The sequence below is a fragment of the Rhizobium sp. WYCCWR 11128 genome (assembly GCF_013416305.1).
In the GTDB taxonomy this organism is placed as follows: domain Bacteria; phylum Pseudomonadota; class Alphaproteobacteria; order Rhizobiales; family Rhizobiaceae; genus Rhizobium; species Rhizobium indicum.
On sequence record NZ_JACCEZ010000006.1, the window covers coordinates 242,916 to 265,774 of the forward strand.

Annotated in this window: 20 protein-coding genes; all 20 read right to left on the bottom strand. The window is 61.7% G+C overall.

What is annotated here, in order from left to right:
• Positions 1 to 364: 364 nt before the first annotated feature.
• The 20 genes from HX898_RS20140 to HX898_RS20235 all read right to left on the bottom strand — a co-directional run bounded on the left by HX898_RS20140 (position 365) and on the right by HX898_RS20235 (position 22,831).
• Positions 365 to 1,990 carry a GMC family oxidoreductase gene (locus HX898_RS20140; RefSeq protein WP_180195509.1) on the bottom strand — a complete coding sequence of 542 codons (1,626 nt, stop codon included), beginning with the start codon at positions 1,988 to 1,990 and terminating at the stop codon, positions 365 to 367.
• Positions 1,987 to 3,516 (bottom strand): FGGY-family carbohydrate kinase, encoded by a 1,530-nt coding sequence (locus HX898_RS20145; protein ID WP_180195510.1) that lies wholly within the window; start codon positions 3,514 to 3,516, stop codon positions 1,987 to 1,989. Before HX898_RS20145 ends, HX898_RS20140 begins: the two co-directional genes overlap by 4 nt.
• A gap of 32 nt (positions 3,517 to 3,548) precedes the next feature.
• Complete coding sequence (locus HX898_RS20150) at positions 3,549 to 4,367, bottom strand: class I fructose-bisphosphate aldolase (protein WP_173883685.1); 819 nt, start codon at positions 4,365 to 4,367, stop codon at positions 3,549 to 3,551.
• Complete coding sequence (locus HX898_RS20155) at positions 4,364 to 6,112, bottom strand: glycerol-3-phosphate dehydrogenase/oxidase (protein ID WP_180195511.1); 1,749 nt, start codon at positions 6,110 to 6,112, stop codon at positions 4,364 to 4,366. Before HX898_RS20155 ends, HX898_RS20150 begins: the two co-directional genes overlap by 4 nt.
• Positions 6,113 to 6,124: 12 nt before the next feature.
• Positions 6,125 to 7,120, bottom strand: coding sequence for an aldo/keto reductase (locus tag HX898_RS20160; RefSeq protein WP_180195512.1), 996 nt, complete (start codon positions 7,118 to 7,120; stop codon positions 6,125 to 6,127).
• A complete protein-coding gene (locus tag HX898_RS20165; protein ID WP_018480685.1) occupies positions 7,117 to 8,121 on the bottom strand; it encodes a sugar-binding transcriptional regulator in 1,005 nt (334 codons plus the stop codon). The genes HX898_RS20160 and HX898_RS20165 overlap by 4 nt, the downstream gene beginning before the upstream one ends.
• Before the next feature lies 1 nt (position 8,122).
• Positions 8,123 to 9,115, bottom strand: a complete 993-nt coding sequence (locus HX898_RS20170; protein WP_018480686.1) for an ABC transporter permease — start codon at positions 9,113 to 9,115, stop codon at positions 8,123 to 8,125.
• A 28-nt stretch (positions 9,116 to 9,143) separates the two neighbouring features.
• A complete protein-coding gene (locus HX898_RS20175) occupies positions 9,144 to 10,682 on the bottom strand; it encodes a sugar ABC transporter ATP-binding protein (RefSeq protein ID WP_138388997.1) in 1,539 nt (512 codons plus the stop codon).
• Positions 10,683 to 10,751: 69 nt separating this feature from the next.
• Positions 10,752 to 11,780 carry a substrate-binding domain-containing protein gene (locus HX898_RS20180; RefSeq protein WP_180195513.1) on the bottom strand — a complete coding sequence of 343 codons (1,029 nt, stop codon included), beginning with the start codon at positions 11,778 to 11,780 and terminating at the stop codon, positions 10,752 to 10,754.
• A 367-nt stretch (positions 11,781 to 12,147) separates the two neighbouring features.
• Positions 12,148 to 13,089, bottom strand: a complete 942-nt coding sequence (locus tag HX898_RS20185; protein WP_138388830.1) for an ABC transporter ATP-binding protein — start codon at positions 13,087 to 13,089, stop codon at positions 12,148 to 12,150.
• Between the two features lie 22 nt (positions 13,090 to 13,111).
• The gene (locus tag HX898_RS20190) at positions 13,112 to 13,747 is read right to left on the bottom strand and encodes an ABC transporter permease (RefSeq protein ID WP_029871235.1); all 636 of its coding nucleotides are present in this window, start codon (positions 13,745 to 13,747) and stop codon (positions 13,112 to 13,114) included.
• Positions 13,744 to 14,376, bottom strand: coding sequence for an ABC transporter permease (locus HX898_RS20195; protein WP_065283107.1), 633 nt, complete (start codon positions 14,374 to 14,376; stop codon positions 13,744 to 13,746). Before HX898_RS20195 ends, HX898_RS20190 begins: the two co-directional genes overlap by 4 nt.
• 37 nt (positions 14,377 to 14,413) lie before the next feature.
• Positions 14,414 to 15,232, bottom strand: a complete 819-nt coding sequence (locus tag HX898_RS20200) for a PhnD/SsuA/transferrin family substrate-binding protein (protein ID WP_180195514.1) — start codon at positions 15,230 to 15,232, stop codon at positions 14,414 to 14,416.
• 6 nt (positions 15,233 to 15,238) lie between these two features.
• A complete protein-coding gene (locus tag HX898_RS20205) occupies positions 15,239 to 16,243 on the bottom strand; it encodes an ornithine cyclodeaminase family protein (RefSeq protein WP_180195515.1) in 1,005 nt (334 codons plus the stop codon).
• A gap of 118 nt (positions 16,244 to 16,361) precedes the next feature.
• Positions 16,362 to 17,294, bottom strand: coding sequence for a glycine betaine ABC transporter substrate-binding protein (locus HX898_RS20210; RefSeq protein ID WP_173883659.1), 933 nt, complete (start codon positions 17,292 to 17,294; stop codon positions 16,362 to 16,364).
• 69 nt (positions 17,295 to 17,363) lie between these two features.
• Positions 17,364 to 18,869, bottom strand: coding sequence for a histidine ammonia-lyase (gene hutH, locus HX898_RS20215; protein WP_180195516.1), 1,506 nt, complete (start codon positions 18,867 to 18,869; stop codon positions 17,364 to 17,366).
• A complete protein-coding gene (gene hutC / locus HX898_RS20220; protein WP_180195517.1) occupies positions 18,866 to 19,633 on the bottom strand; it encodes a histidine utilization repressor in 768 nt (255 codons plus the stop codon). Before hutC ends, hutH begins: the two co-directional genes overlap by 4 nt.
• A complete protein-coding gene (locus HX898_RS33545) occupies positions 19,630 to 20,481 on the bottom strand; it encodes a MaoC family dehydratase (RefSeq protein WP_180195518.1) in 852 nt (283 codons plus the stop codon). The genes hutC and HX898_RS33545 overlap by 4 nt, the downstream gene beginning before the upstream one ends.
• Complete coding sequence (locus HX898_RS20230) at positions 20,478 to 21,284, bottom strand: SDR family oxidoreductase (protein ID WP_180195519.1); 807 nt, start codon at positions 21,282 to 21,284, stop codon at positions 20,478 to 20,480. The genes HX898_RS33545 and HX898_RS20230 overlap by 4 nt, the downstream gene beginning before the upstream one ends.
• Positions 21,281 to 22,831: a CoA-transferase gene (locus tag HX898_RS20235; protein ID WP_180195520.1), complete on the bottom strand. Its 1,551-nt coding sequence runs from the start codon at positions 22,829 to 22,831 to the stop codon at positions 21,281 to 21,283. Before HX898_RS20235 ends, HX898_RS20230 begins: the two co-directional genes overlap by 4 nt.
• Between the last annotated feature and the right edge of the window lie 28 nt (positions 22,832 to 22,859).

Consider the following 22,859-nt stretch of genomic DNA (forward strand, 5'->3'; position numbering starts at 1 on the left):
GGTGGCCCAGCCTGCGTTGAGCGGGTTGGGCTCATCCTCACGAGTCGTGGGCGCGAATGCCTTCGTACTCTAAAGCGCGTCGCGATCTTTCAGGTTCGCTCTCGCGCTTTAGGTCTTTGTGCTACGCACGTCGTTGTCGCAAAACCGCTGCACGGTTTTGTGCGACATGCTTTAAGCCGAACCGACGGCAATCGAGGTCTGAGCGTGTCGTTTGACGTCAGCACCTTGGAAATTCCGAATATTACGCGTGACGACGCTCACGCCAGCGCAGTCGCGGCAAACTGAGCATTTTGTCTCTGACAAAAGGGGATGTTCCACGCATTCGCTTTAGACAATGCGAGAGTTCATCACGGCGAAGAACTCATCACACCCCTGATAGAATGCTTTCCGCGGCCTTCTCGGCAATCATGATCACCGGCGAGTTCGTATTGCCCGACACGATCGTCGGCATGATCGAGGCATCAACCACCCGCAGTTTCGCCAGCCCATGCACCCGCAATTGTGGATCGACAACCGCCATCATGTCGCTGCCCATCTTGCAGGTACCGACCGGATGGAAGATCGTCGTGGCGATATCGCCGACGCGACGGATCAGCTCCTCGTCAGTCCGGTATTCCATGCCCGGCAGCATCTCCTGCGGCCGGTACTTGGCGATCGCACCGGCCTCCATGAGCCGGCGGGCGTGCCGGATCGATTTCGTCGCAACCATCCGGTCGCCGACGGTCGAAAGATAATTCGGGCGGATTTCCGGCGCCACGGAAAGGTCCGGGCCGTCAACATGCACCGTCCCCCGGCTTTCCGGCCGCAGATTGCAGACAGAGACGGTGACGGCGGGATATTTGTGCAGCGGCTCGCCGAGCCGGTCGGTGCTCAAGGGCTGCACGTGATATTCGAGATCGGCGGTTGCAACGGCCGGATCGCTCTTGGCAAAGATACCGAGCTGGCTCGGCGCCATCGACAACGGCCCGGACCGGCGCAGCATATATTCAAGCCCCATACCCGCCCGGGTGAACAGGTTGTGGTACAGCTGGTTCAGCGTCTTTGCGCCCTCGATGCGGAAGACGGTACGGATTTGCAGATGGTCCTGCAGGTTTTCGCCGACACCCGGAAGTTCATGGGCGACGTCCAGTCCGGCAGCGGACAACACATCCGGGCGACCGACCCCGGAAAGCTCCAGGATTTTCGGCGAATTGATCGCACCGGCGGACAGGATGACCTCGCGACCGGCGCGAGCCAAGTGGCTCTGCCCGTTCAACCGGAACCGCACGCCGGTCACCATCCTGCCGTCAAATTCCAGCCGCTCGGTTTCGGCGCTGGTCAGCACACGAAGATTGGGCCGCTTCATCGCCGGGCGCAGAAAGGCCTTGGTCGTATTCCAGCGCAGGCCGCCGCGCTGGTTGACCTCGAAATAGCCCGAGCCCTCATTGTCGCCATCGTTGAAATCGTCGGTCTTCGGGATACCGAGTTCTTCAGCCGCGTCGCGAAAGGCATCGAGGATCGGCCAGGAAAGCCGTTGCTTTTCCACCCGCCATTCGCCGCCTGCCCCGTGCATCCGCGACTTGCCACGATAGTTGTCCTCGGATTTCAGGAAATAGGGCAGCACGTCGTCCCAGCCCCAGCCGGAATTACCCGCCTGCCGCCAGCCATCGTAATCGGCCGCCTGGCCGCGCATGTAGATCATGCCGTTGATCGACGAGCAGCCGCCCAGCAGTTTTCCACGCGGATAGGGCAGTGACCGACCGTTCAGTCCGGCTTCCGCGGCCGTCCTCATCATCCAATCGGTGCGTGGATTGCCCATACAGTAGAGATAGCCGATCGGCACATGCACCCAATGATAGCGGTCGCTGCCGCCGGCTTCGAGCAGCAGGACGCGGGTTTTCGGATCGGCCGACAGCCGGTTGGCCAGAACGCATCCCGCCGATCCCGCGCCGACGATGATGAAGTCGTAGCTTCCCGCATCAATGGCTGCATCATCCACACGCTTGTTCACGCCGCCGCCCCCGCTGCCGCCGGCGGGACCACCGTCAGACGCCGCCAGAGCGGTGCCATCGCTTCGGCGATATCCTGATAGAGAGCGTAGCGCCGCGCATAATGCGCCTCAAGCGAGACATCCGGTCGATAATGCCGCTCGGTTCGCACCATGGCCGCAGCACCGGCGCCGAAGTCCGAGAAGACGCCGACGCCGGTTCCGGCAGCAATCGCCGCCCCCAATGCACCGGTTTCGCGCGAGCGGGCAACGGTGACGGGTACGCCGAGCACATCGGCAAAGATCTGCGGCCAGATCAGGCTGCGCGAGCCGCCCCCGGAGAGCACGGCTTCATTGAACACCGCCCCGGCCTTTCGGATCGTCTCGATGTGCTGGCGATGACCGAAGGCGACGCCTTCGAGAAGCGCGCGAACGAGATGCCCCTTGGTGTGCCAGCCGGCAATGCCGTAGAAGCCGGCGCGTGCGTGACCGTCCTGCTGGGCGCCATAGAGATAGGGATGATAGAGCGGGTCGTCTGCCGCGGGCTCGATCGCCCCGGCCAGCGCGCAGCAGGCATCGAAGGGCGAAACGCCTTCCGCATGCTCGCCTTCGAAGAACTCCCTCACCAGCCATTCGAGATTGGCAGCCGAGGTGGCGCTGTTCTCCATCGCCATGTAGCGGCTGCGATCGAAGGTCGAGGACATGAAGACCGGCCCGTCGAGGTCGGGACTGTCTATAACGACCTGGTTGATGCTCCATGTGCCGGCAATGATAGAGGCGCTGCCGGTGCGCGAAACGCCCGAGCCGAGCGCCGAGGCGACGACGTCGAACAGCCCGCCGACCACAGGCGTACCGGCGGCGAGCCCGGTTTGCGTCGCGACCTCTTCCGTTACCGTACCGGCAATGTCGGCGCTTTCGATGAGCGGCGGCAAGAGGTCCATGCAATCGCCCAGTCCATAGGCTTCCATCAGTGCCTTGTCGTAGCGGCGCGCGGCAAGATCGAGCAGGCCGGCCCCCGACATGTCGGACACCTCGCTGACGCGGCGGCCTGTCAGACGGTTGACGACGAAATCTTTGGAGAAGAACACCGTGCCGATGCGATTGAACAGTTCCGGCCGGTGACGCTTCAACCAGGCAAGCAATGTCGGCGTCTGGGATGGCCACGGGCGCTGGCGGGCAATGGGATAGGTCCGGTCTCCAACGCCGGCCTCTCGCCATTCGTCGACCAGCCCGGCCGCCCGCGTGTCGAGCGACTGGATGCCGATGAGCGGAGCGCCGTCGCGATCAAGCGCATAGAGACCGTTGCCGTGCCCGGCGCAACCGATCGCGGCGATTTCCTCCGGCTTGATCTCTGCCTTTTCGATGCAGGCGCGAATGACCTGCCGGGCATTCGCCCATAATTCGTCCAGCCCCCGCTCGACATGCCCCGGGCTCGGCATGCGGCTGTGTCCCTCTTCGGACGCAGCCGCGATCTCGTTACCCGCGCGGTCGAAAATCACCGCCTTGATGACGGTGTTTCCGGCGTCGAGCCCCAAAAGATAGTTTCCCATGCAGAACCCCTCCCCAGATTCGAAATCGCTGCTCAGCCCTGCTGGTAGAGCGCAAAGGCCTGTTCGCCGCTCGCATCCTCGTGCACGATCGCCATCAGCCCGCGCACCACGGCACTCGGATTGGCGTGCTGATAGATGTTGCGCCCATAGACCATGCCCATTGCGCCTTGCCGCATCAAGGCTGCGGATTTGTCGAAGACGGCGCGAAGATCTTCCTTGCCGCCGCCGCGCACCAGAACCGGGCAACGGGCTGCTTCCACCACTCTGTGGAAATCCTCGGCATTGGTGGTCGGATCCGCCTTGACGATATCCGCACCCATCTCACGGGCGAGCCGCGTCAGCGTAACGATCTTGTCGGCATCGCCATCGACCATGTAGCCACCCTTTTCGGTGACCGGCTGCATCACCAGCGGCTCGATCATCAGGGGCATGCCATACTTGTCGCAATCGGCCCGCACGCGGGAAATGTTCTGCACGCATTGGCGGAACAGGTCCGGCTCGTCCGGCAGCATGAACAGGTTGACGACGACGCAGGCCGCATCCATTTCGATCGCGCCGATCAACGGCTCGGCCTCGTTCTGCAGCACCGCCCACATGTCGCGGTGGCGGATCCGGTTATAGGGATTGCCCATGTCGATGCGCATGACCAGCGACGGCTTGTCCTTGCCGGGCACCTCCTGCAGCAGGTCCGCCTGGCCGTAATTCATCTGGATCGCATCCGGCCCGGCAGAAACCAGCACCTTGACGACGGCCTGAATATCCTCCAGCCCGTTGAGGAAGGACGGTTCGTTGCAGACGCCGTGATCGATCGCCACGTCGAGGCAGCGGCCGCCGCCGAACAGCCGGTTCATCCGGACTTTGCTGTTGTGTCGCATTCTGTGCTCCTTGGTTCGTTCCTTGCCGAAAGCATATCTTCGTCGACGCCGTGGCGTTCGGTAAGAAGGGTGAGAAAACGATCGCGCTCACGGGCGTGATGCGCGAGCGTCCAGTGCTTTTCCTGCGCCAGCAGGTCGAGCGCGGCATCCATCATATCGAGCGTAAGCTCGCCCGAAACGGCAAGCGTCGTGCGCCGTAAAAGCAGGTCGTCGAGATGTTCCACCGCTTCACCGCGGATCAGGAACTGCAATTCGCGCACCGAGTAGCCGGCGTGCGGCAGCACCGCATCGGTGCCCGCCGCGATGAAACCGGCAACCGCCTCGGCATCCGTGCCATATCGAGCAAACAGCTCAGCCATGCGCTGGATGGAAAGGCCTTTGCTGGCCGCCACCTGCGTTAGCCAGACAGGCGCGTTGGTGGGAAATGCCTGCCCGCCGCCGATCGGCCGATCGGTTGTCGTAATACGGCGCTGCCTGCCTAGCCTTTCCAGCGCCATGTCGGCCGCCAGTTCCCCGAAGGACCGGAATGTCGTCCACTTGCCGCCGATCATGCACAGAACCGGTGGGCCACCATCCTTCGGTTCTACGACCGTGCAGAAATGATCGCGCGGAATGCGCCCGGTAAAACTGTCGGTGCTGGCCGGCAGCGGCCGCACGCCGGAAAACTGGAAAACGATCTGTTCCGGCCGGATGGCAATATCAGGCAGTACGAAGGCGAGCGACTGCAGGATATAATCCCGCTCGTCCGCCTCGCAGCGCACGGTTTCCGGATCATCGACGCGGATATCGGTGGAGCCCACGAGAACCTTGCCGAGATAGGGAAAGAGGATGCAGATCCGGCCGTCCTCGTTCTCATAGTAGATCATATGATCGGCGAGTGCGTCGCGCAGGTCGGCATTGTCGATGATCAGATGCGAGCCCTTGGTGCCGCCCATCAGCGGTGACGGCCGCGCTTCTGGCGAAAGCAGAGTCTGATTGGCGATGTCGATCCAGCCGCCGGTGGCGTTGACGATCAGCGCCGGTTCGACGGTAACCGACGCGCCGCCGATCTGGTCTTCGACACGATATTGGCCATCCTCTGTCCGACGCAGTTCCGCATAGTTCAGTGCCATCGCCCCAAACTTTGCTGAAGGACCGTCCTGCAGAAGCTCGATGCCCAGCCGCTCCGGGTGGCTGACCCAGGCGTCGAAATAGGTGGCGGAACTCTTGATGTCGGGATTGAGCGCCGGCCACTTGGCAAGCGTCGTGCGCCGGCCGCGAAACTGGTGGCGCGGCATCAATGCCCGCTTGCGCGTCAGGAAATCATAGATGCTCAGGCCCGCCTTGATGGCAACGGCGCCACGCCGGCTCGGGCGGCGGCTGAGGCCCAGGAAGCGGACGATGCCATTGCCAAGGCCGGAAAATATATCGAACACCGGCACCGTCGTCGGCAGCGGCGCGACGTAATGCGGCGCGTTGCGCAGCAGCCGGTCCCGCTCGACCAGGGATTCCTGCACCAGCTTGAATTCGCCGTTTTCAAGATAGCGAAGCCCGCCATGCACCATGCGCGACAGCGCCGAGCTGGCCCCGGAGCAATAGTCGTGTTTCTCGACGAGCAGCACGTTCAGTCCCTGCAGCGACAGCTCGCGAAAGACGCTGATGCCGTTGATGCCGCCGCCGATGACGCAGACGTCCACCTTCGGGCTCTGGCGGAGCCCGTCCAATATCTCTTGCCGTTTCATGATGGCGATCCGCTACCTGTCCATGTCAGTCAGTTTCGCCGCTATGGCCGTATCGATGGCGGCAAGATCGACCGCATCCAGCCGGATGGTCCCGGCCCGTGCATTGTCGAGCGCCTGTGCCGGATTGCGCGCCCCGCAAAGTGCAAAGGTGACGCCCGGCTGCGCCAGCGTCCAGGCAATCACGATCTGGGCGATGCTGGCGCCGTGTTTTTCGGCGATCGGTTGGATGGCGTCGGCCAGCGCCGTCGCCTTCTGGCGGTTGCCGACTGAAAAGCGCGGATTGCCCTTGCGCTGATCGTCGCCGGAAAACACACGGTCAGGACCGATGGTGCCGGACAGCAATCCTAACGCCAGCGACGAGTAGCTCAGCGTCGCAATGCTGTTGGCCTCGGTCAGCGGCAGAAGCTCCGCCTCGATCTCCCGGTCGATCATGCTGAACCGCTCCTGGATCGCATCGAGACCACCGGCAGCGATATAGGCATTAAGGTCGTCGGGGCTGACATTGCTTGCGCCGATCGCCCGGATCTTGCCCGATATGCGGAGGTCTTCCAGCGCCCGCATCGTTTCCTCAATCGGGGTCGTCGGGTCCTGCCAATGGGTGATGTAGAGGTCGATATAGTCGGTTCCGAGCCGCCTCAGGCTTTCCTCGACCTCATGCAGGATCGCGTCGCGGCCGAGATAACGGTGCACCGGCTTGCCGTCCTGGTCGAAGAAATGACGGCCCTTCTGCGTATGCCAGACAAGGCCGCATTTGGTGGCGATGACAGCCTTGTCGCGTCGCCCGGTCAACGCCCTGCCGACGATCTCCTCGGAACGTCCAAGCCCATAGGCCGGTGCCGTATCGATCAGCGTCACGCCGGCATCGAGCGATGCCTGGATCGCGGCGATGGATTCGGCCTCATCGGTCCCGCCCCACATCCAGCCGCCGATCGCCCAGGTGCCGAGTCCGACCGCCGAGGCGGAAACGCCCGATTTGCCGATCTCACGTGTCAATTGCTGTCCGCTCATGCCCATTTTCCTTCGCCATTCGCCAGTGCCAGCACGCGGGCACCCGTCGCCTCATCGGTCACCAGCGTATCGAGATGATTGCCGCGCAGAACGCTGAGGATCGGCCCTGCCTTGTTCGGCCCGCTCGCCACACCGATCTTGGTGGGGATCGAGGCGAATTCCGGCAGAGTCAGGGACACCAGCGAACGGTTGAGGCTGTAATCGCAGACCTGGCCATGATCATCGAGCAGATGCGCCAGCAATTCGCAGGAGGCGCCGGAGCGCTCGATCGCGGCGCGGTCGGTGCTCGAGGACGGATGCAGGTCGTAATAGCTCGAATCGTCCGAGAGGATCGAGCCGATGCCGACCACCGCCACTTTCGCCTCGCGCGCCCGTTTGAAAACGTCTGCAACGGAACGCATGTTGATCAGCATCGCCCGCTGCTCGGCATCATCGGCAAAGAGGGGCGCATGGATCTGGTAGGAACGCCCCCCAAGCCGGTCAGCCATCAAGGTCGAGACATGGTTGACATCGGTATAGTGTTTACCTTGCACGCAGCCGGTTGCCGGAATGACCTCGACATTGAACCGACGCGGCGGCTGCAGACCGGCCACGACGGCGCTCACCCCTTTGCCGCCGGTGATGCAGATCGTATCGCCGTCGGTGATCTCTTCCAGCAGCAACCTTGCTGCTGCCTCGCCGACGGCTTGAAGCGCCGTCTGCGGATTGTCGGACACTGTCGGCACCACCACGGCGCGGCCGATGCCGCCAAGCGCTTGTAGCCGTTCTTCCATATCGACCAGCGGCTCGACCGGCGACTTGATCTTGATCTCGACCAGGCCGAGCTGGCGGCCGCGCTTGATCAGGCGATTGACGGTGGCGTGCGAGATGCCGAGCTGATCGGCTATCTGCGCCTGTGTCAGTCCCTCGAGGAAATGTAGGACCAGGGCCTGGTGCATCTGCCGGGCGATGACGATTTCCTCGCGCGGCGCATTTGCGGGTTTGAGCTTGGCTATCGGCATATCAGGCAGCCTTCCGCTTGTGCAGGAAATGGTCGATCGAGACGGCGGCAAGCAGAATGCAGCCTTTGATCATGTCTTGCCAATAGACGGACACGTCAAGCAAGATCAACGAGCTTGTTACGACCGACAGCAGGGCAATACCGAGAATAGCCCCAAGGATCGTGCCGGAGCCGCCATTCAGCGACGCACCACCGATCACCGCCGCCGCGATGATGTTGAGCTCCATGCCAACACCAAAGGTCGGGGTCGCGGCGCCGAAGCGGGACATATAGATCACCCCGGCAACGCCGGACAGCGTGGCGCAGAGCACCGTCACCCAGAACTTTACCTGGTTGGTCTTGATACCGGAATAGAGCGCCGCCTTTTCGTTGCTGCCGGTGTAGAACACCTTGCGGAAGGCGGTTGCCCGGCGCAGCAGGAAATCGAACAGCACGACGACCGCAACAAAAATTAGGATCACATAGGGGACGCCATAGAACGTGCCCTGCCCGACCGCCTTGAACGAGGGCGGCAAGGTAAACAGCGACAGTGGCGTGCCCTTGGTGATGATCAGGCAGATACCACGCACGATGACCATCGCCGCAAGCGAGGTGATGAAGTGGTTGAGCCCGACAACCGTGACGAAGAAGCCCATGACACAGCCGATCAGACCGCTGGCAATGATCCCGATCAGGGATGCGCTCCACGGATCGAGCCCCATCAGGAACAGTGAACCCGACAGCACCATCGAGAAGCAGACCACCGAGCCGACCGACAGGTCGATGCCGCCGACGATCAACAGGATGGTCATGCCGACGACGACGATCCCTTCCACCGAAAACGACATCAGCATCGCCCGGAAGTTGCCGAGCGTCAGAAAATGCGGCGAGGCAAAACTCATGACAATGCAGAGCGCCAGGATGATCGCGATCAGTCCCGCCTCGCGCATCGTCCCCAACCGTTTCCAGCCGGGCGCGCGCGCCTGATGTGCCGTTGCCAATGTAGCGTCCGCCATGACCCTGTCTCCTGCCCCTGCTTTTTCCCTACGCGGCATGCTCTGATGCCTTTGAATTGTTGTGGCCGCCGATCCCCGAGGCGAGCCGCATGATCGCTTCCTCCGTCATCGCCTCGCCCTCGACCTCGCCTGCAACGGTGCCTTCGTGGATGACCAGCACCCGGTCGCACAGACCGAGAAGCTCCGGCAGTTCCGACGAGATGACGACGATGCCGATGCCGGAGCGCGCGAGATCGCGCAGCAGCCGGTGGATTTCCGATTTGGCGCCGACATCGATGCCGCGGGTCGGCTCGTCCATCAGGATGACCTTGGGATCGACCGCCAGTTGCTTGGCAATCGCCACCTTCTGCTGGTTTCCCCCCGACAGCGACGAGACCGGCATGTCGATGCCACCCATCCGCACGCCGAGCCGCCGGACCAGGTTGTGGGCACGATCCGCCTCGGCCTTGGAATTCAACAGTCCCAGTGGTCCGGTCAGCGATTTCAAATCGAGAACGGCAATGTTCTGGGCAATGGAAAGATCGAGGAAAATGCCGGAGCCTTTCCGGTCTTCCGACAGATAGACGACGCCCGTCTGCGCGGCCTGCGCATAAGAGCGCGCCCGCAGCCGCTCTCCATGCAGTTGCACCTCGCCGCCGGTTACCGGCCGCAATCCGCAAATACCTTCGGCTATCTCGGTGCGGCCCGAGCCGATCAGCCCGCCGACGCCGAGAATTTCACCCTTGCGCAGGTCAAAGCTCACATCCGTGAAGCGGCTGCCGTCGCCGAGATCGCGGACGCTCAGAATGATCTCGTCGGTCCGCTCCGTCGGCGCCTGCTTTTCCGGATAGAGCTGGGTGATCTCGCGTCCGACCATGCGGCGCACCACATCATCCGGCGTCACGTCCGCCACTTTCTCCGTCGAGACATAACGGCCATCGCGAAACACGGTGACCCGGTCGCACAGGCTGAAGATTTCGGCCATGCGGTGGCTGATATAGATGATCGAAATACCTTGCGCCTTGAGGTCGCGGATGATTCCGAAGAGGATCTGCGTCTCCGATTCCGTCAATGCCGCCGTCGGTTCGTCGAAAATCAGCACCCGACAATCGAGCGTCAGTGCCTTGGCGATCTCGACAAGCTGCTGGCTGGAGATCGACAGGTCGCCGACTTTGCGGCGCACGTCGATCGGCGCCAGACGGTTCATCACGACCTGCGCATCCCGCTCCAGCCGGCCATAGTTCATGAAAGGCGAGCGGCGGCGGTTGGTCGCCGCCATGAACATGTTCTCGGCCACCGTCGCATCGGGGCAGAGCGCGATTTCCTGATGCACGAGGCCAAGCCCCAGCGATTGCGCCACGGCCGGCGACGTCACCTTTACCGGCGCGCCATCGACGAGAACGTCGCCCTCGGTCGGCTGCAACACGCCGGCAATGATGTTCATCAGCGTCGATTTGCCCGCGCCGTTTTCGCCGCAAAGCGCATGAACCTCGCCTTTTTCCAAGCTGAAGCTCACCTCCGTCAACGCCTTCACCGCACCGAAGTGCTTGCTGACATTGCGGATTTCCAAAACCGGCACCGACGCCATCATCGTCTCCTCCTCCCGCTCGCGGTGGCTGTCCGGAGTTTCCTGCCCCCGGACAGCCGGCACAAAGGCTTACTCCTCGATGCCTTTGGTACCCCGCCGCTTCAGGTACTTGTCCCAGTAGAAGTCATCGGCATTATCAGCCGTAACGATCGACAGGCCGTTGTCGACGAACGGAATGCTCATCGGATTGAAGCCGACGCGCTTTGCGTCGTTCATCGGGTCGATGAGTTCTGGATGCTTGGCAAGCCACAGGAGCATGAAGCCCATGTAACCCTGCATGCCCTGGTTCGGGTTGATCGAGCCGAACACTTCGCCCGCCTTGATCATGTCGAGAATGTTGGCGTTGACGTCGGCGCACATCACGAGGATCTTGCCGCCGCTTTCCTTGTTGGCCTGCGAAGCGCCGATGGCCGAATTCGCTTCCGGCATGAAGACGGCGCCAATGTTCGGATGTGCCTGCACCAAGCTCATCAGACCCTGATAGGCCCTGTTCGGGTCCTGATTGGACGCAGCGCGGCCGACCAGCTTCATATCAGGATATTTTTCCTCCATACGGGCGATGAAGGCGGCGATACGCTTGTCGTGGTTGTCCTGGCCCGGATTTTCCAGAACGGCATATTCACCCTTGCCACCCATCTTTTCGGCAATCGCGTCGGCCGCATAGGTGCCTTCGCGGGTATTGTCCGAGGTGACGAACGAGATGCGCTTGGAGAGCGGCGCATCGGCTGCGAAGGTCACGACCGCCGTGCCCTGGTCGATCGCCCGGTTGATCGGCTCGATGAACGGGTCGGAGTTCATCGGGTGAACGAGAATACCGGCCGGGTTCTGGGCCAGCGCCTGGTCGAAAGTGGCGATCTGCTTGTTGACGTCATATTCCGGCGTGCCGGTATAGGCAGTCTCGCAACCGAGCTGCTGACCGGCCTGCTTGAACATTTCATAGACCGGGAACCAATATTCGACGCCCGATACCATGACGTTCATGACGTATTTTTCACCGGGCTTGCAGCGGAACGGATTTTCCGTGTCCGCGCTGGCCATGCCGGCATAAAGCGTCGATGCGAGGACCGCCAATGCGGTCGTGCTTAGAAATTTGCGCAAGTTTCCTCCTCGAGGCCGAAGCCCCTCCCAAATATCCGGCGGCGCCTCAGCAGCTGCCGATGATCCATTGAAGACCGGAGTTCCTCCTCGAAGTCCGGTATGGGCAGATAATCGCAACGGCAGAGCGCTGTCAATATAATTCATGCTATGAAATATATTTCAACACTATCCACCCGTGTGGCGGTCGATGCCTGCCTGCAAGCGCTCAAAGGTTAATACCGGTCGTCATAGCGACTGGCGATGTCGTCCTGCTCCGCAAACGACCCAGCCGGAGCACTTCCGCTTTCCCCGCGCCATGGAAACGCTTTATCTTTTTTGGTTTTGTGCAATTTCGGGCGCAAGACCGCTGCGCACTTTGCTGGATGCTCTACAGCCGATTGGCGCGCAACAAGGTGTCACGAGACAAATATCCCGCAAGCGTCCCATTCGCGGCTCTAACGTGCAGACCCGGCATCTCACCGGAGAGGATAAGCGCCAAGGCGTCGTGAACCGTGGCGTCAGCGTCGATCTCGGCATCGCCGTTCGACGGTTCCGGCGCGGTCATGATCATCGATACGGCAATCAAGCTCAGCCTTTTTATGGCTCGGTCGGGGCCGAGGAAACTCTCGACGAATTCATTGACGGGACGAGCGAGGATTTCCTGCGGGGTATCATATTGAAGAAGGCGGCCATCCCGCATGATGGCGATGCGATCACCCATCTTGATCGCCTCATCGAGATCATGGGTGACGATGACGACGGTCTTCTTCACCTTCCTGAGAATATCGCGGAATTCGTCCTGAAGCCGAACGCGGGTGATCGGATCGATCGCGCCGAATGGTTCGTCCATCAGCATAATGGCAGGGTCGGCGGCGAGCGCACGCGCGAAACCGACGCGCTGACGCTGCCCGCCCGACAATTCGTGTGGCAGGCGCTGCCGCATGATGGCCGGATCAAGTCCGACGAGATCCAACAGTTCGTCGACCCGGCGATCACTGCGCGCCTTTTCCCAACCGAGAAGCCGCGGCACGGTCGCGACATTGCGCGCGATTGACATATGCGGAAACAGACCGACTTGCTGGATGACATAGCCGATGCTGCGGCGCAGCTCTTTCTGATCGACCCGGGCGATATCTCTGCCATCGACCAGCACACGTCCCGTCGTGGGTGTTTCCAACTGATTGATCATGCGCATGGTCGTGGTCTTGCCGCAGCCTGAAGGGCCGATCAGGGCAACCGTCGTACCGGTCTCGATCAGAAGATCGAGATTGTCGACCGCATGCGAGCCGCTTCCGCCGTAATTCTTCGTAACATGGTCGAGATGAATCATCCTGATATCCGCTTTCGGCCGCTTAGCGCCGTTGAGTGAAGACGCGCTCCAGTGCGCCGAACGCCAGTTCCGCAAAGATCGCGAGCAACGCGATCGGGACCGCTCCGACGAGAAGGCGCGGCATGTTCATGATCGCAATGCCGGCATTAATGAAATCGCCAAGCCCGCCACCGCCGATGAAGGAGGCCAGCGCCGCCCCGCCGATGACCTGGATGGCACTCGTCCTGACGCCTGACAGAATCGACGGAACGGCCAGAGGAAGTTCGATCTCCCACAGCATCTGCCCGCCGCTCATGCCCATTCCATCGGCCGCATCGATCACCGAAGCGTCGATCTCGCGGATGCCGATGATCGTGCTCAACAGCAGTGGCGGCACGGCAAGGACGATGAGGGCGACCACCGACGGCAACAATCCGATGCCGAGAAAGGGCATCGCCGCCGACAGGATCGCAAGGCTCGGTATGGAGCGCAAGGCGCCGGCAATATTGACCACTGCAAAGGCGGCGCGCGGTGCCCGTGCAACGGCAAATCCGAGTGGCACGGCAATGACGAAAGCGATGCCGAGCGATAGGACGCACATCAGAAGATGGCGATTGAAAGCGTTGAAGAAGGTACCGGAGTTGTTGAAGATCCAGCTGAATGCATCGATAACGATCATGCTGCTTTACCTCCACTGCGCCGGCGCAGCAGCTTTTCGAACGATGCAAAGCAGTAGTCGGCAAAGAGCGCCAGAAATGACGTCAGCAGCCCGCCCGCGATGATCTTTTCGGGAAACCGCTGGTCGATGCCTTCGAAAATGATGACGCCGAGCCCGCCGGCATTGATATAGGCGGCAACGGTCGCGATGCCGATGACCGTCACCATGGCAATGCGGATACCGCCGACGATATAGGGCATCGCCAGCGGCAGCTCGACTTCCCAGATCCGGCGCGCGGTGCCGTAGCCCATGCCATCGGCAGCTTCGAGTATGTCACGCGGAATTGCCTGAAACCCCATGCCGATATTGCGGATCAGGATCATCAGCGAGTAGGCGGCAAGACCGGTAATGGCGGGTGCCGCCCCAATCCCCATGACAGGAATGAGAAGCGCAAACAGCGCCAGGCTCGGCACGGCGAACAGGATACCGGTGAAGATGATGATAACCGCAAAGCTCCGCGGCCGCCTTGCCGCCCATATCCCGACGATCAGCGAGATCACCAGGGCAATGCCGACCGAGGAAAAAACGAGATACAGGTGCTCCAACAGCGCTTCGAATAGCCGGTCGAGGTGTTTAGGGACCCATTTCATTGTCGAGACCTCCGCGTCCGGGCGCTCGTTCGCCTGTCTACCATGAGATCCCCAATCTGCGATCGGCGTCGTCGGCTCTCTGCGGCAGGACATCGTAGGCCGACGGAGCGACCGACGAAAATCGCCTGAGGCCGAGCCGTTCCAAAGCAGCCGCTCCCTCAGGCGTTTCATGCAACGTCACGAGGCTCCGCTGTAACGCTGTGGCGATGTCCACGGGTAATGTTTGCGCGGCAACCAACAGCGGCGCAGGAAGCGGATCAGTCGTCGCCAGAATGCGAAGGCCATCGATCGCGTCGCGTTCGTGCATCGACAACAATTGGAAGGCATAAGCGTCGATCGCGCCCGCATCGATCCTACCATCCTTGAGGGCTGCGACGATGCCTGAGGGATTGAGCAGTGGTCCGACCGTCGTGCTCTGCTTCATCGTGCCCGCAAATCGGCCGGCAAGGTAGGAGCGCGCCGCGTGGTAGCCCGATTGGGAATCGCGCACGGTCCAGCCCCAGCGTGCCGCAGCGAGATCCGCCACCGCGTTCACCGACCCGGTGGAGGCGACGAGGATGTGGCTGGCATAGAGTGGCTGGTCCAAAGACCATGCTTCGCTCGAGACGGGTGCCGCAAGGGCAGCCGGTCTTAAGCCCTCAGGCATGCGCGAAAACGGATAGCCACACATGAAGACCGCTCCCATGTCCGGTCTCGCCCATAACGCCGACAAGGGTGCTGGTGCGGCATGAGCGATGATCTCCAGCTCGACGCCGGAACGTAGGCTGACCAGCGCAAACAGCGCGTCCCACAGGCCACGAATGCGCGGGCTGAGATTATACATTCTCGAACAGGCGATTGGCTTGGACATGACCATGGCTATTTATGCGAACCGCAGGCGCTGGCCGATGTTCATTTCTCTTGCCTTATCGACCATGGCGGCGCCGAGCGCCACGTCGGTCGTGCTGAGGCCGCGATGCCAGAACAGGATCGTCTCCTCGTCGCTTTCGCGGCCGGGTTTCATGCCGCAGACGATCTGGCCGATTTCGGCATGCAGATTCTCTGCCGTCACCTTGCCCTCGTCGACGTGACGGCGAAGTGCTCCGAACGGCTTGCCGGGGCCGCATTGTCCCCAATCGTCGACGACGACCTTGTCCATGATATTGGTGAGATCGAATTCAAGCGCGCTCATCGTGCCATAGGGCACGACGAAGGCCCCCTTCTTCACCCATTCCGTCTTGAACAGCGGCGCCGGTTCCGGCAGGCGGCTGGCCTCGACCATGATATCGGCGCCCTTGAGGCAATCCTGCCAATTGTCGGTGACGATGATCCTCTTGCCGAGATCCGCCTCAAGACGCTTTGCGAAGGCATCACGGCTTTCCGGGCGGCGCGAATGCACGCGGATTTCATCGAAATCGAAGAGATGGTCGAGAAGCCGGACATTCCAGTAAGAGGTTCCGCGAGCACCGATATGGCCGAGAATCTTGCTGTCCTTGCGGGCGAGATACTTTGCGCCAAGGGCGGTCACGGCGCCGGTGCGCATGTCGGTGATAGCAGTTGCGTCGATGATGGCCTTCGGCACGCCCGTGTTCGGGTCGAACAGGTTGAGAACCGCAAGCTCCGAGGGCAGATCGACCTTGTAGTTGTCGACGAAGTCGCCGACGACTTTGACGCCGGCATAGTTCAGCGCTTTGACATAGCCGCGAAGCACGTTGAAATGGCCTTTGTCGGAGCTCTCCGGCACAAGATGAACACGCGGCTCGATGACGGTTTCGCCCCTGCCCTGCGCATCCAGCGCTTTCGACACCGCATCGAGAATCTCGTCATTCGTCAGCGCCAGCGCCTTGGCATCGAGGGCGTTGAGATAATCGATCCAGATTTCCTGCATTTCCCGCTTCTCCACATTCCTGTCCGGCTGCTGAACGGACGGATTTTCGAACAGTCACCCTAAAGAAATCGCCACGCCAGATCGCGGCCGGATCGATACCCGGCCGCGGGCGTGACAATCATTTCGGCAGCAGGCCGTTTTCCTTGAGGAATTCGACCGCCACGTCCTTGGCTTCCTCGTGATCGGTCTCGACCTTGGCATTGAGGACCCGCATTTTCTCGTTATCGAGATGGGTGCCGACCGCTTCCAGCAGTTCGGCAACCTTCGGATTGGCCTTCAGCACGTCCTGGCGGACAACCGGGGCCACGTAGTAGGGCGGAAACAGACCCTTGTCGTCTGCCAACGGCACGAGGTTCTTCGAGCCGATCTGCCAGTCGGTCGCGGCGCCATTGGCGACGTCAATGTCCTTTTGTTCCAGCGCGTCATAACGAAGGCCAAGCTTGGCAAACTGCTTGAACTCCTTGAACTCGGCGTCGTAGACACGCTTCAGGCCGGGCAGGCCATCGGCGCGGTCCGGAAATTCAGCGCCGCCGCCGAAGACCAGGGTCTTCGAAACCTTGGCGAGGTCCGACAGGCTTTTCAGATTGTTGGCCTGCGCCGTTTCCTGCCGGACCACGATGACATAGCCATTGTTGATGCCGCTCGGCTTCAGCCAGGTGAGGTTGAACTGCTTGGCGTAGAAATCCTTGACCTGCGTGTAGACCTTCTCGGCATCGGTCGACATCTCACCCTTGACGACAGAAGCGAGCGCCGTGCCGGTATATTCCGGATAGAGATCGATCTCGCCGGCCACCAATGCCTGGTGAGCAATCAGCGTGCCGCCGAGGTTGATCTTGCGCTCGACGGTGATGCCGGCATTTTCCAAAACGGCGGCGTACATTTCGGCGAGGATGAACTGCTCGGTGAAATTCTTGCTGCCGACCTTGATGGTCTCTGCGGATGCAGACTGGAACATGGCGGCTGTCATGATGCCGGCTGCAAAGATACCTTTTGTCCAATTTTTCATAGTCATTCCCTCTTGTTGACTTTTCAATGAACGAACCGACGGCATTCCCCGGAATAACCGTCGGCATGACCGGTCGGCACCCTGCCCTTCTTGCCGGGGCAGTGGCGAACCGGCTTATTGCGGGCCGAGCCCGATCAATGCGGCAATCGTCGCAAAATCCGGCCCTTGCGCGCGATCTTCTTCAAGCGCCGGGACGTGGGTGCGGACAAAGGCATAGGCTTGCGCCGATCCCTTGCCCAATTCGCCCGAGACGCCTCTGAGTTCGACGGCCTGTACCGATGCGATCAGTTCGATGGCGACCAGATAGCGCAGGCGCTCGACGATTGCCTGCGCCTTTGCCAAAACACTCGGAGCCATCGATGCCTGGTCTTCGACGCCATCGGCGACAGGAATGGGCGAAAGCGAAACCGGCATGGCCAGATGGCGGATTTCGGCCTCCATGGCAGAGACGGTCTTTTGCACGGTCGCAAAACCGGTACGGCTCTGGCCCATCGGGGTCAGAAAGCGTGGCAGGTCAGACATAGCAGGCGACATGATCTTCATGATCCGATAGGCGGTGCCTGCCGCACAATGTGCCATCGCCTGCCCCAGCCTTTCCCAGGCGAGCACAAACGCGGTCATGTCAAAATTGCCGTGTGAAAGAATGACGCCTTCGGATGCGATCACAACAGGATTGTCGCTGGAACTGACGAGCTCAATCTCAGTCGCCTGCCTTGCCTCATCGATCGCATGCCGCAACGCGCCCCAGACCTGCGGTGTGCAGCGGTAGCTCAAAGGATCCTGGAGACGCCTTGCTGCATCGGCGGCAAGCAAGGAGCTGCCCGAAAGAAGCTCCATCAGCTGAGCCGCGACGCGGCGCTGCCCAAAGGCCGGTCTTGCAGCCAGAGCGCGGTCGTCGAAGGCACTGACATTGGCCCGGAATGCTTCGAAATTAACGGCAATCGCCTTCAGGGACCAATCGAAGAGCTGCTCGATATCCACAAGCGTCAAGCAGGCGAGGCCGATGGAGAGGCTGTTGGCCACAACAAGCGCATGTCCGTCCTTCGGCGCGAATTCGAGAGGCTTCAGGCCGGCCCTTTCAAGGGCGATGGCGGCCGGCAGCACTTCGCCGCCAAGCTCGATCTCACCGAAGCCGAGAAGGCCCCGGCTCATATGGGCAAGCGGGGCCAAGTCCGCCGCACCGATCGAGCCCAGTGAGGGGACGACAGGATGCACACCGGCATTGATGGCGGCAATCAGACCCTGGAAGACTTTCAGCGAAACGCCGGAACCGCCCGCCGCCATGCCGGCGGCCCTGACCGCCATCATCGCCCGCACGGATTCCCGGGCAAGCGGTTCTCCGACACCGACCGAGCGGGCTTGCGGCACGCGCATCTGGAACGCCACCAAATCTTCCGTTGCAAGTCGTGTATCGACCCCCGCCCCAAGTCCCGTCGTCAGGCCATAGACCGGCAGATCGCTTTCCGTATAACGGTCGACGACGGCGCGTGCGGCCACAATTCGGGCCTCGACCTCGGCTGATACCTCGATCCTTGCTTGACGACGGGCAATTGCTGCGATGTCCTCGATCGTCGGCGGCGCCGCACTGAAGATGATCGACGGAGAATTGGTAGCGCTCACTGTTTCTCTCCGAGAATGGCGACGGGCCTGGAGGGACCCTTGCTGGACCGTGCTTCCAGCCGATATTGCGCGCCGGGATAGTATAACAGCGCGCAGGTCACGACGGCCTCGCCTGACCAGGTTCTTCGAAAGACGCGCAGGCAAGGGTGATCATTCCTGAGGCCCAGATATTTGCGTATCGTCGTATCCGGTTTGACGGCCTGGACGATATGTTCGAACGCCGTTATCGGCGCCACTTTCGTCAGATATTCGTGCGGCGTCATGCTGCGGAAGTCGGTCGAGAGATAGTCGGGCGCGACCAGGGGATTGACATAGCGTTCCTCGACCTGAATGGGCCGGTCGTTTTCCATGTGCACGATCAGCGAATGCATCACTTCAGCGCCGAGGATGAGTTCGAGCGCATCGGCGACGTTGGCATCCGCCTTCATCAAGCCGGCCGCGACGACAGCTGCCTGATGCTTGTGACCCCGTTCCAGTATTTCGTCGGCTATGTTGCGGATCTGAAGCAGATCGACGTCGAGGTGCTTGGGTGAAACGAAGGTTCCGATCCCGGCGGATCGCTTGAGAACACCCTCGAACATCAACTCCCGCAGCGCCCGGTTCGCCGTCATGCGGCTGACGCCGAATGCCGCCACCAGTTCGCTCTCAGAGGATACCCGGTCTCCCGGCTGCAGCTTGCCCTCGGCGATCTCGGCCAGGATCTGCTCCTTGATCCTGATATAGTGGCGCGCCTCGCCGGCGGCCGGTTTGACCGCTTTCGTCATGACAACCTCGCCATGCCATTGTCGAGGATGGTCGCGCCGCGAGAAGCAACGAGGCCGCGGAAGCGAATCTCGGCATCGTTGCGCCACATCTGCACGGTGATCGTTTCGCCGGGAAAGATCGGCGCGCTGAAACGCGCCGCGATGGCGCTCAAGCCGCTGGCCATGCTTGGATCGATAGCAGCGACAATGGCGTAGCCCGCATAACCGAAGCTGCAGAGCCCATGCAGGATCGGCCGGTCAAAGCCGCTTTTGCCGGCTGCCTGAGGGTCGACGTGCAGCGGATTGAGATCGCCGTTCAGGCGATAGAGCAGTGCGGCGTTGTCAGGGATGTCGATATTGAATTCAAGGTCCGGCTCTCTGTCCGGGACTTTCGGCAACGGTTCGGGCGCAGATCCAGCCGAGCCGCATCCACCGTCGCCGCGGCACGCATTCGTCTGAACGATGGTCGCGATCGGCTCATCACCGTCCACGGTTGCGATCAAGCGCTCGAAGCTGACGAACATTCCTTTCTCAACGCCGCGGTCGATCACCGACAGGACGCGCGAGCGGGAGACGAGCGGCACATCGAGGGGGACCGGCCGATGGATCGTCAGGCGATGTTCGGAATGCACCAGACGCGCCCAGTCGACGCCTGTGTCCTTCATCCATGGCCCCGGATGCGCCACGATATTGGCAAGGGTCGGCACGGTCACGAGATCGCGTTCATAGACGTAGTTCAATGCTTTTTCGTCGAGCGCGTTGGTGCCGTAGCCAACCGACAGGGCGTAAAGGATGGCATCCCTTGCGGTGACCACATGTGTTGCCTGCGGCACCGGAAAATCAAGGATGGATTGGGCCGATAGCGTCACGAAGCGGCTCCCCCGGATGCTACGGGTTTGCGAACGCCACCGGACAGGCGGATGCCGCCGTCAACGGAAAGCAATTCGCCGGTGACGAAGTCTGCCCCCTGAACAAGCCAGACAATGGCACCGGCAACGTCTTCCGGTGTCGCAACCCGACCGAGCGGCGCGGTTTCCGAAAATCGCTTGGCAATGGCTCCATAGGCATCCGGCCCGAGCGTGTCGCGCATCCAGCGCGTATCGATGATGCCGGGACACACCGCGTTCACGCGGATATCGGGACCGCAGGTGCGGGCCAAAGCCAAGGTCAGCGCATTGAGCGCGCCCTTGGAAGCCGTATAGGCAAGCGAGCTGCCGCCACCGGTAAAGGCAACGTTGGATGAGACATTGACGATCGCACCGCCGCCGCTGTCCCGCATCGCAGCCACCGCCGCCCGGCACATCTGATAGGCGCCGATGACGTTGACACCGAAAACGTTCTGGAAATCTTCGGCCGACAGCGTCTCCAGATCGAAAGGATCTGATTTGACCGTCATTGCGGCATTGTTCACCAAGGCGTCGAGCCGCCCCCATCGGTTGACGGCAACCGCGACCATTCGGCGGCAAGCCGCGTCATCGGCAACGTCGGCCTGGACGATCTCGACCTCCGCGCCCAGACTGCGGCAGATATCGCCGGTCTCATCGGCCTCTTTTTTGCTGCGGCTGTAGTTGATGACCACCCGGGCGCCGCCCTCGGCGAATTGCTTCACGCATGCAGCCCCAACGCCCGTTGCCGAGCCCGTGACGATGATGGCGGCTCCATCGATTTTCATGGGGCAAAGTCCTTCATGGCATGGGTCGAAAACAGGCGCGCATCCATCTGCTTCAGCTGGTCCGACACCGCGATGCCCTTCGGCAGGCGGTCGAGAACATCGGCGGCAAGATCGATGCCGGGGGCAAACTCCGTCAGCGTCAAGCATCCGCCGATCACCCGAAAAACCGCCCGCTCGGTGACGACGAGCTGTGACTGTCCCTCCGGCGCAAAGGCCGGGCTCGAACTGATCTGGTCGACAGCCTCGACGATCTTGCAAAGGCGGCCGTCCTGGATGATCTCGAGCCTGCCGTTGGCAACCGCAATTTGCGCGCCGCCCGCCGAAAATGCGCCGAGATACACAACATGCTTGGCCGTCTGCGAGATATTGGTGAATCCGCCGACCCCGACGATGGAATTATTGAAGCGGCTGACATTGACCGCCCCATGCCGATCCACCTCGGCCATGCCGAGAAAGGCGATATCCAGGCCGCCGCCGTCGTAAAAGTCGAACTGCGATGCCTGTGGGACGATGGCGGTCGGATTGACCGCGGCGCCGAAGGACAGCTCCTCGGCCGGCACGCCGCCGATGACGCCGGATTCGATCGTCACCGTATAATCGTCGAACCCCTCTTCGCTGGCGATGCGGCCGATCCCGGCGGCAATGCCGATGCCGAGATTGATCGTCGGGCGGTTCAGCGGCGCCAGTTCCAGGAAGGCACGTCGCTGAATAATCTTATCGACCGACAGCGGCGCCGGCTGCAGGCGGCTCGCCGCCATCCGGACGCGTCCGGTATAGGCGATATTGTCCGTCTCGGCGAAACTGATGCCGTGCTGGGCCGGATCCTCGCAGACGACCACATAATCGACCAACGCCGCCGGGATACGAACGTCATTGGGCTGCAGCGAGCCGCGCTCGGCAATCCGCTTGACCTGCACGACGACGATGCCACCGGAGTTTCGGCCCGCCTGCGCCATGGCGAGCACGTCGAGCGGGAAGGCCTCATCCTCGAGGGTGATGTTACCGTCTTCGTCGGCCGTCGTTCCGCGCAAGAGCACGCAGTCGAGCGGCATCGACGGATAAAGCAGCCATTCCTTGCCGCGCAACGACACACGCTCGACAAGGGGACGCGGCGTCGTCGCATTCATGCGGCCGCCGCCATGAAGCGGATCCATGAAAGAGCCGAGCCCGATATGGGTGACCACCCCAGGTTGACCGGCGGCAATCGCCCGATAGAGCTGCGCGATGACGCCCTGCGGCCAGCAATGCGCTTCGATCTTTTCCTCGATCGCAAGCTTTCCAAGGCGCGGCGTTCCGCGCCATCCCCCTGCAATCACGCAGGCGACCAGGCCCTCGTAACCGAAGTGCCCCATGCCCCGCGTCTGGCGATCGCCCGTACTGGCAGCAAACAGAAGCGTCAGATTGCGGGGGTTTCCAGAGGCGAGGAAACGCTCCTCGACGGCGGCCGTGATGGCCTCGGGATGACAGCATCCTCCAAAACCGGAAGCAGCGACAGTCATCCCGTCTTCGAGAAGATCCGCAGCTTGCTGTGAAGAGATGACCCGCATGACGATCTTTGCTTCCGTCTGACCTGTA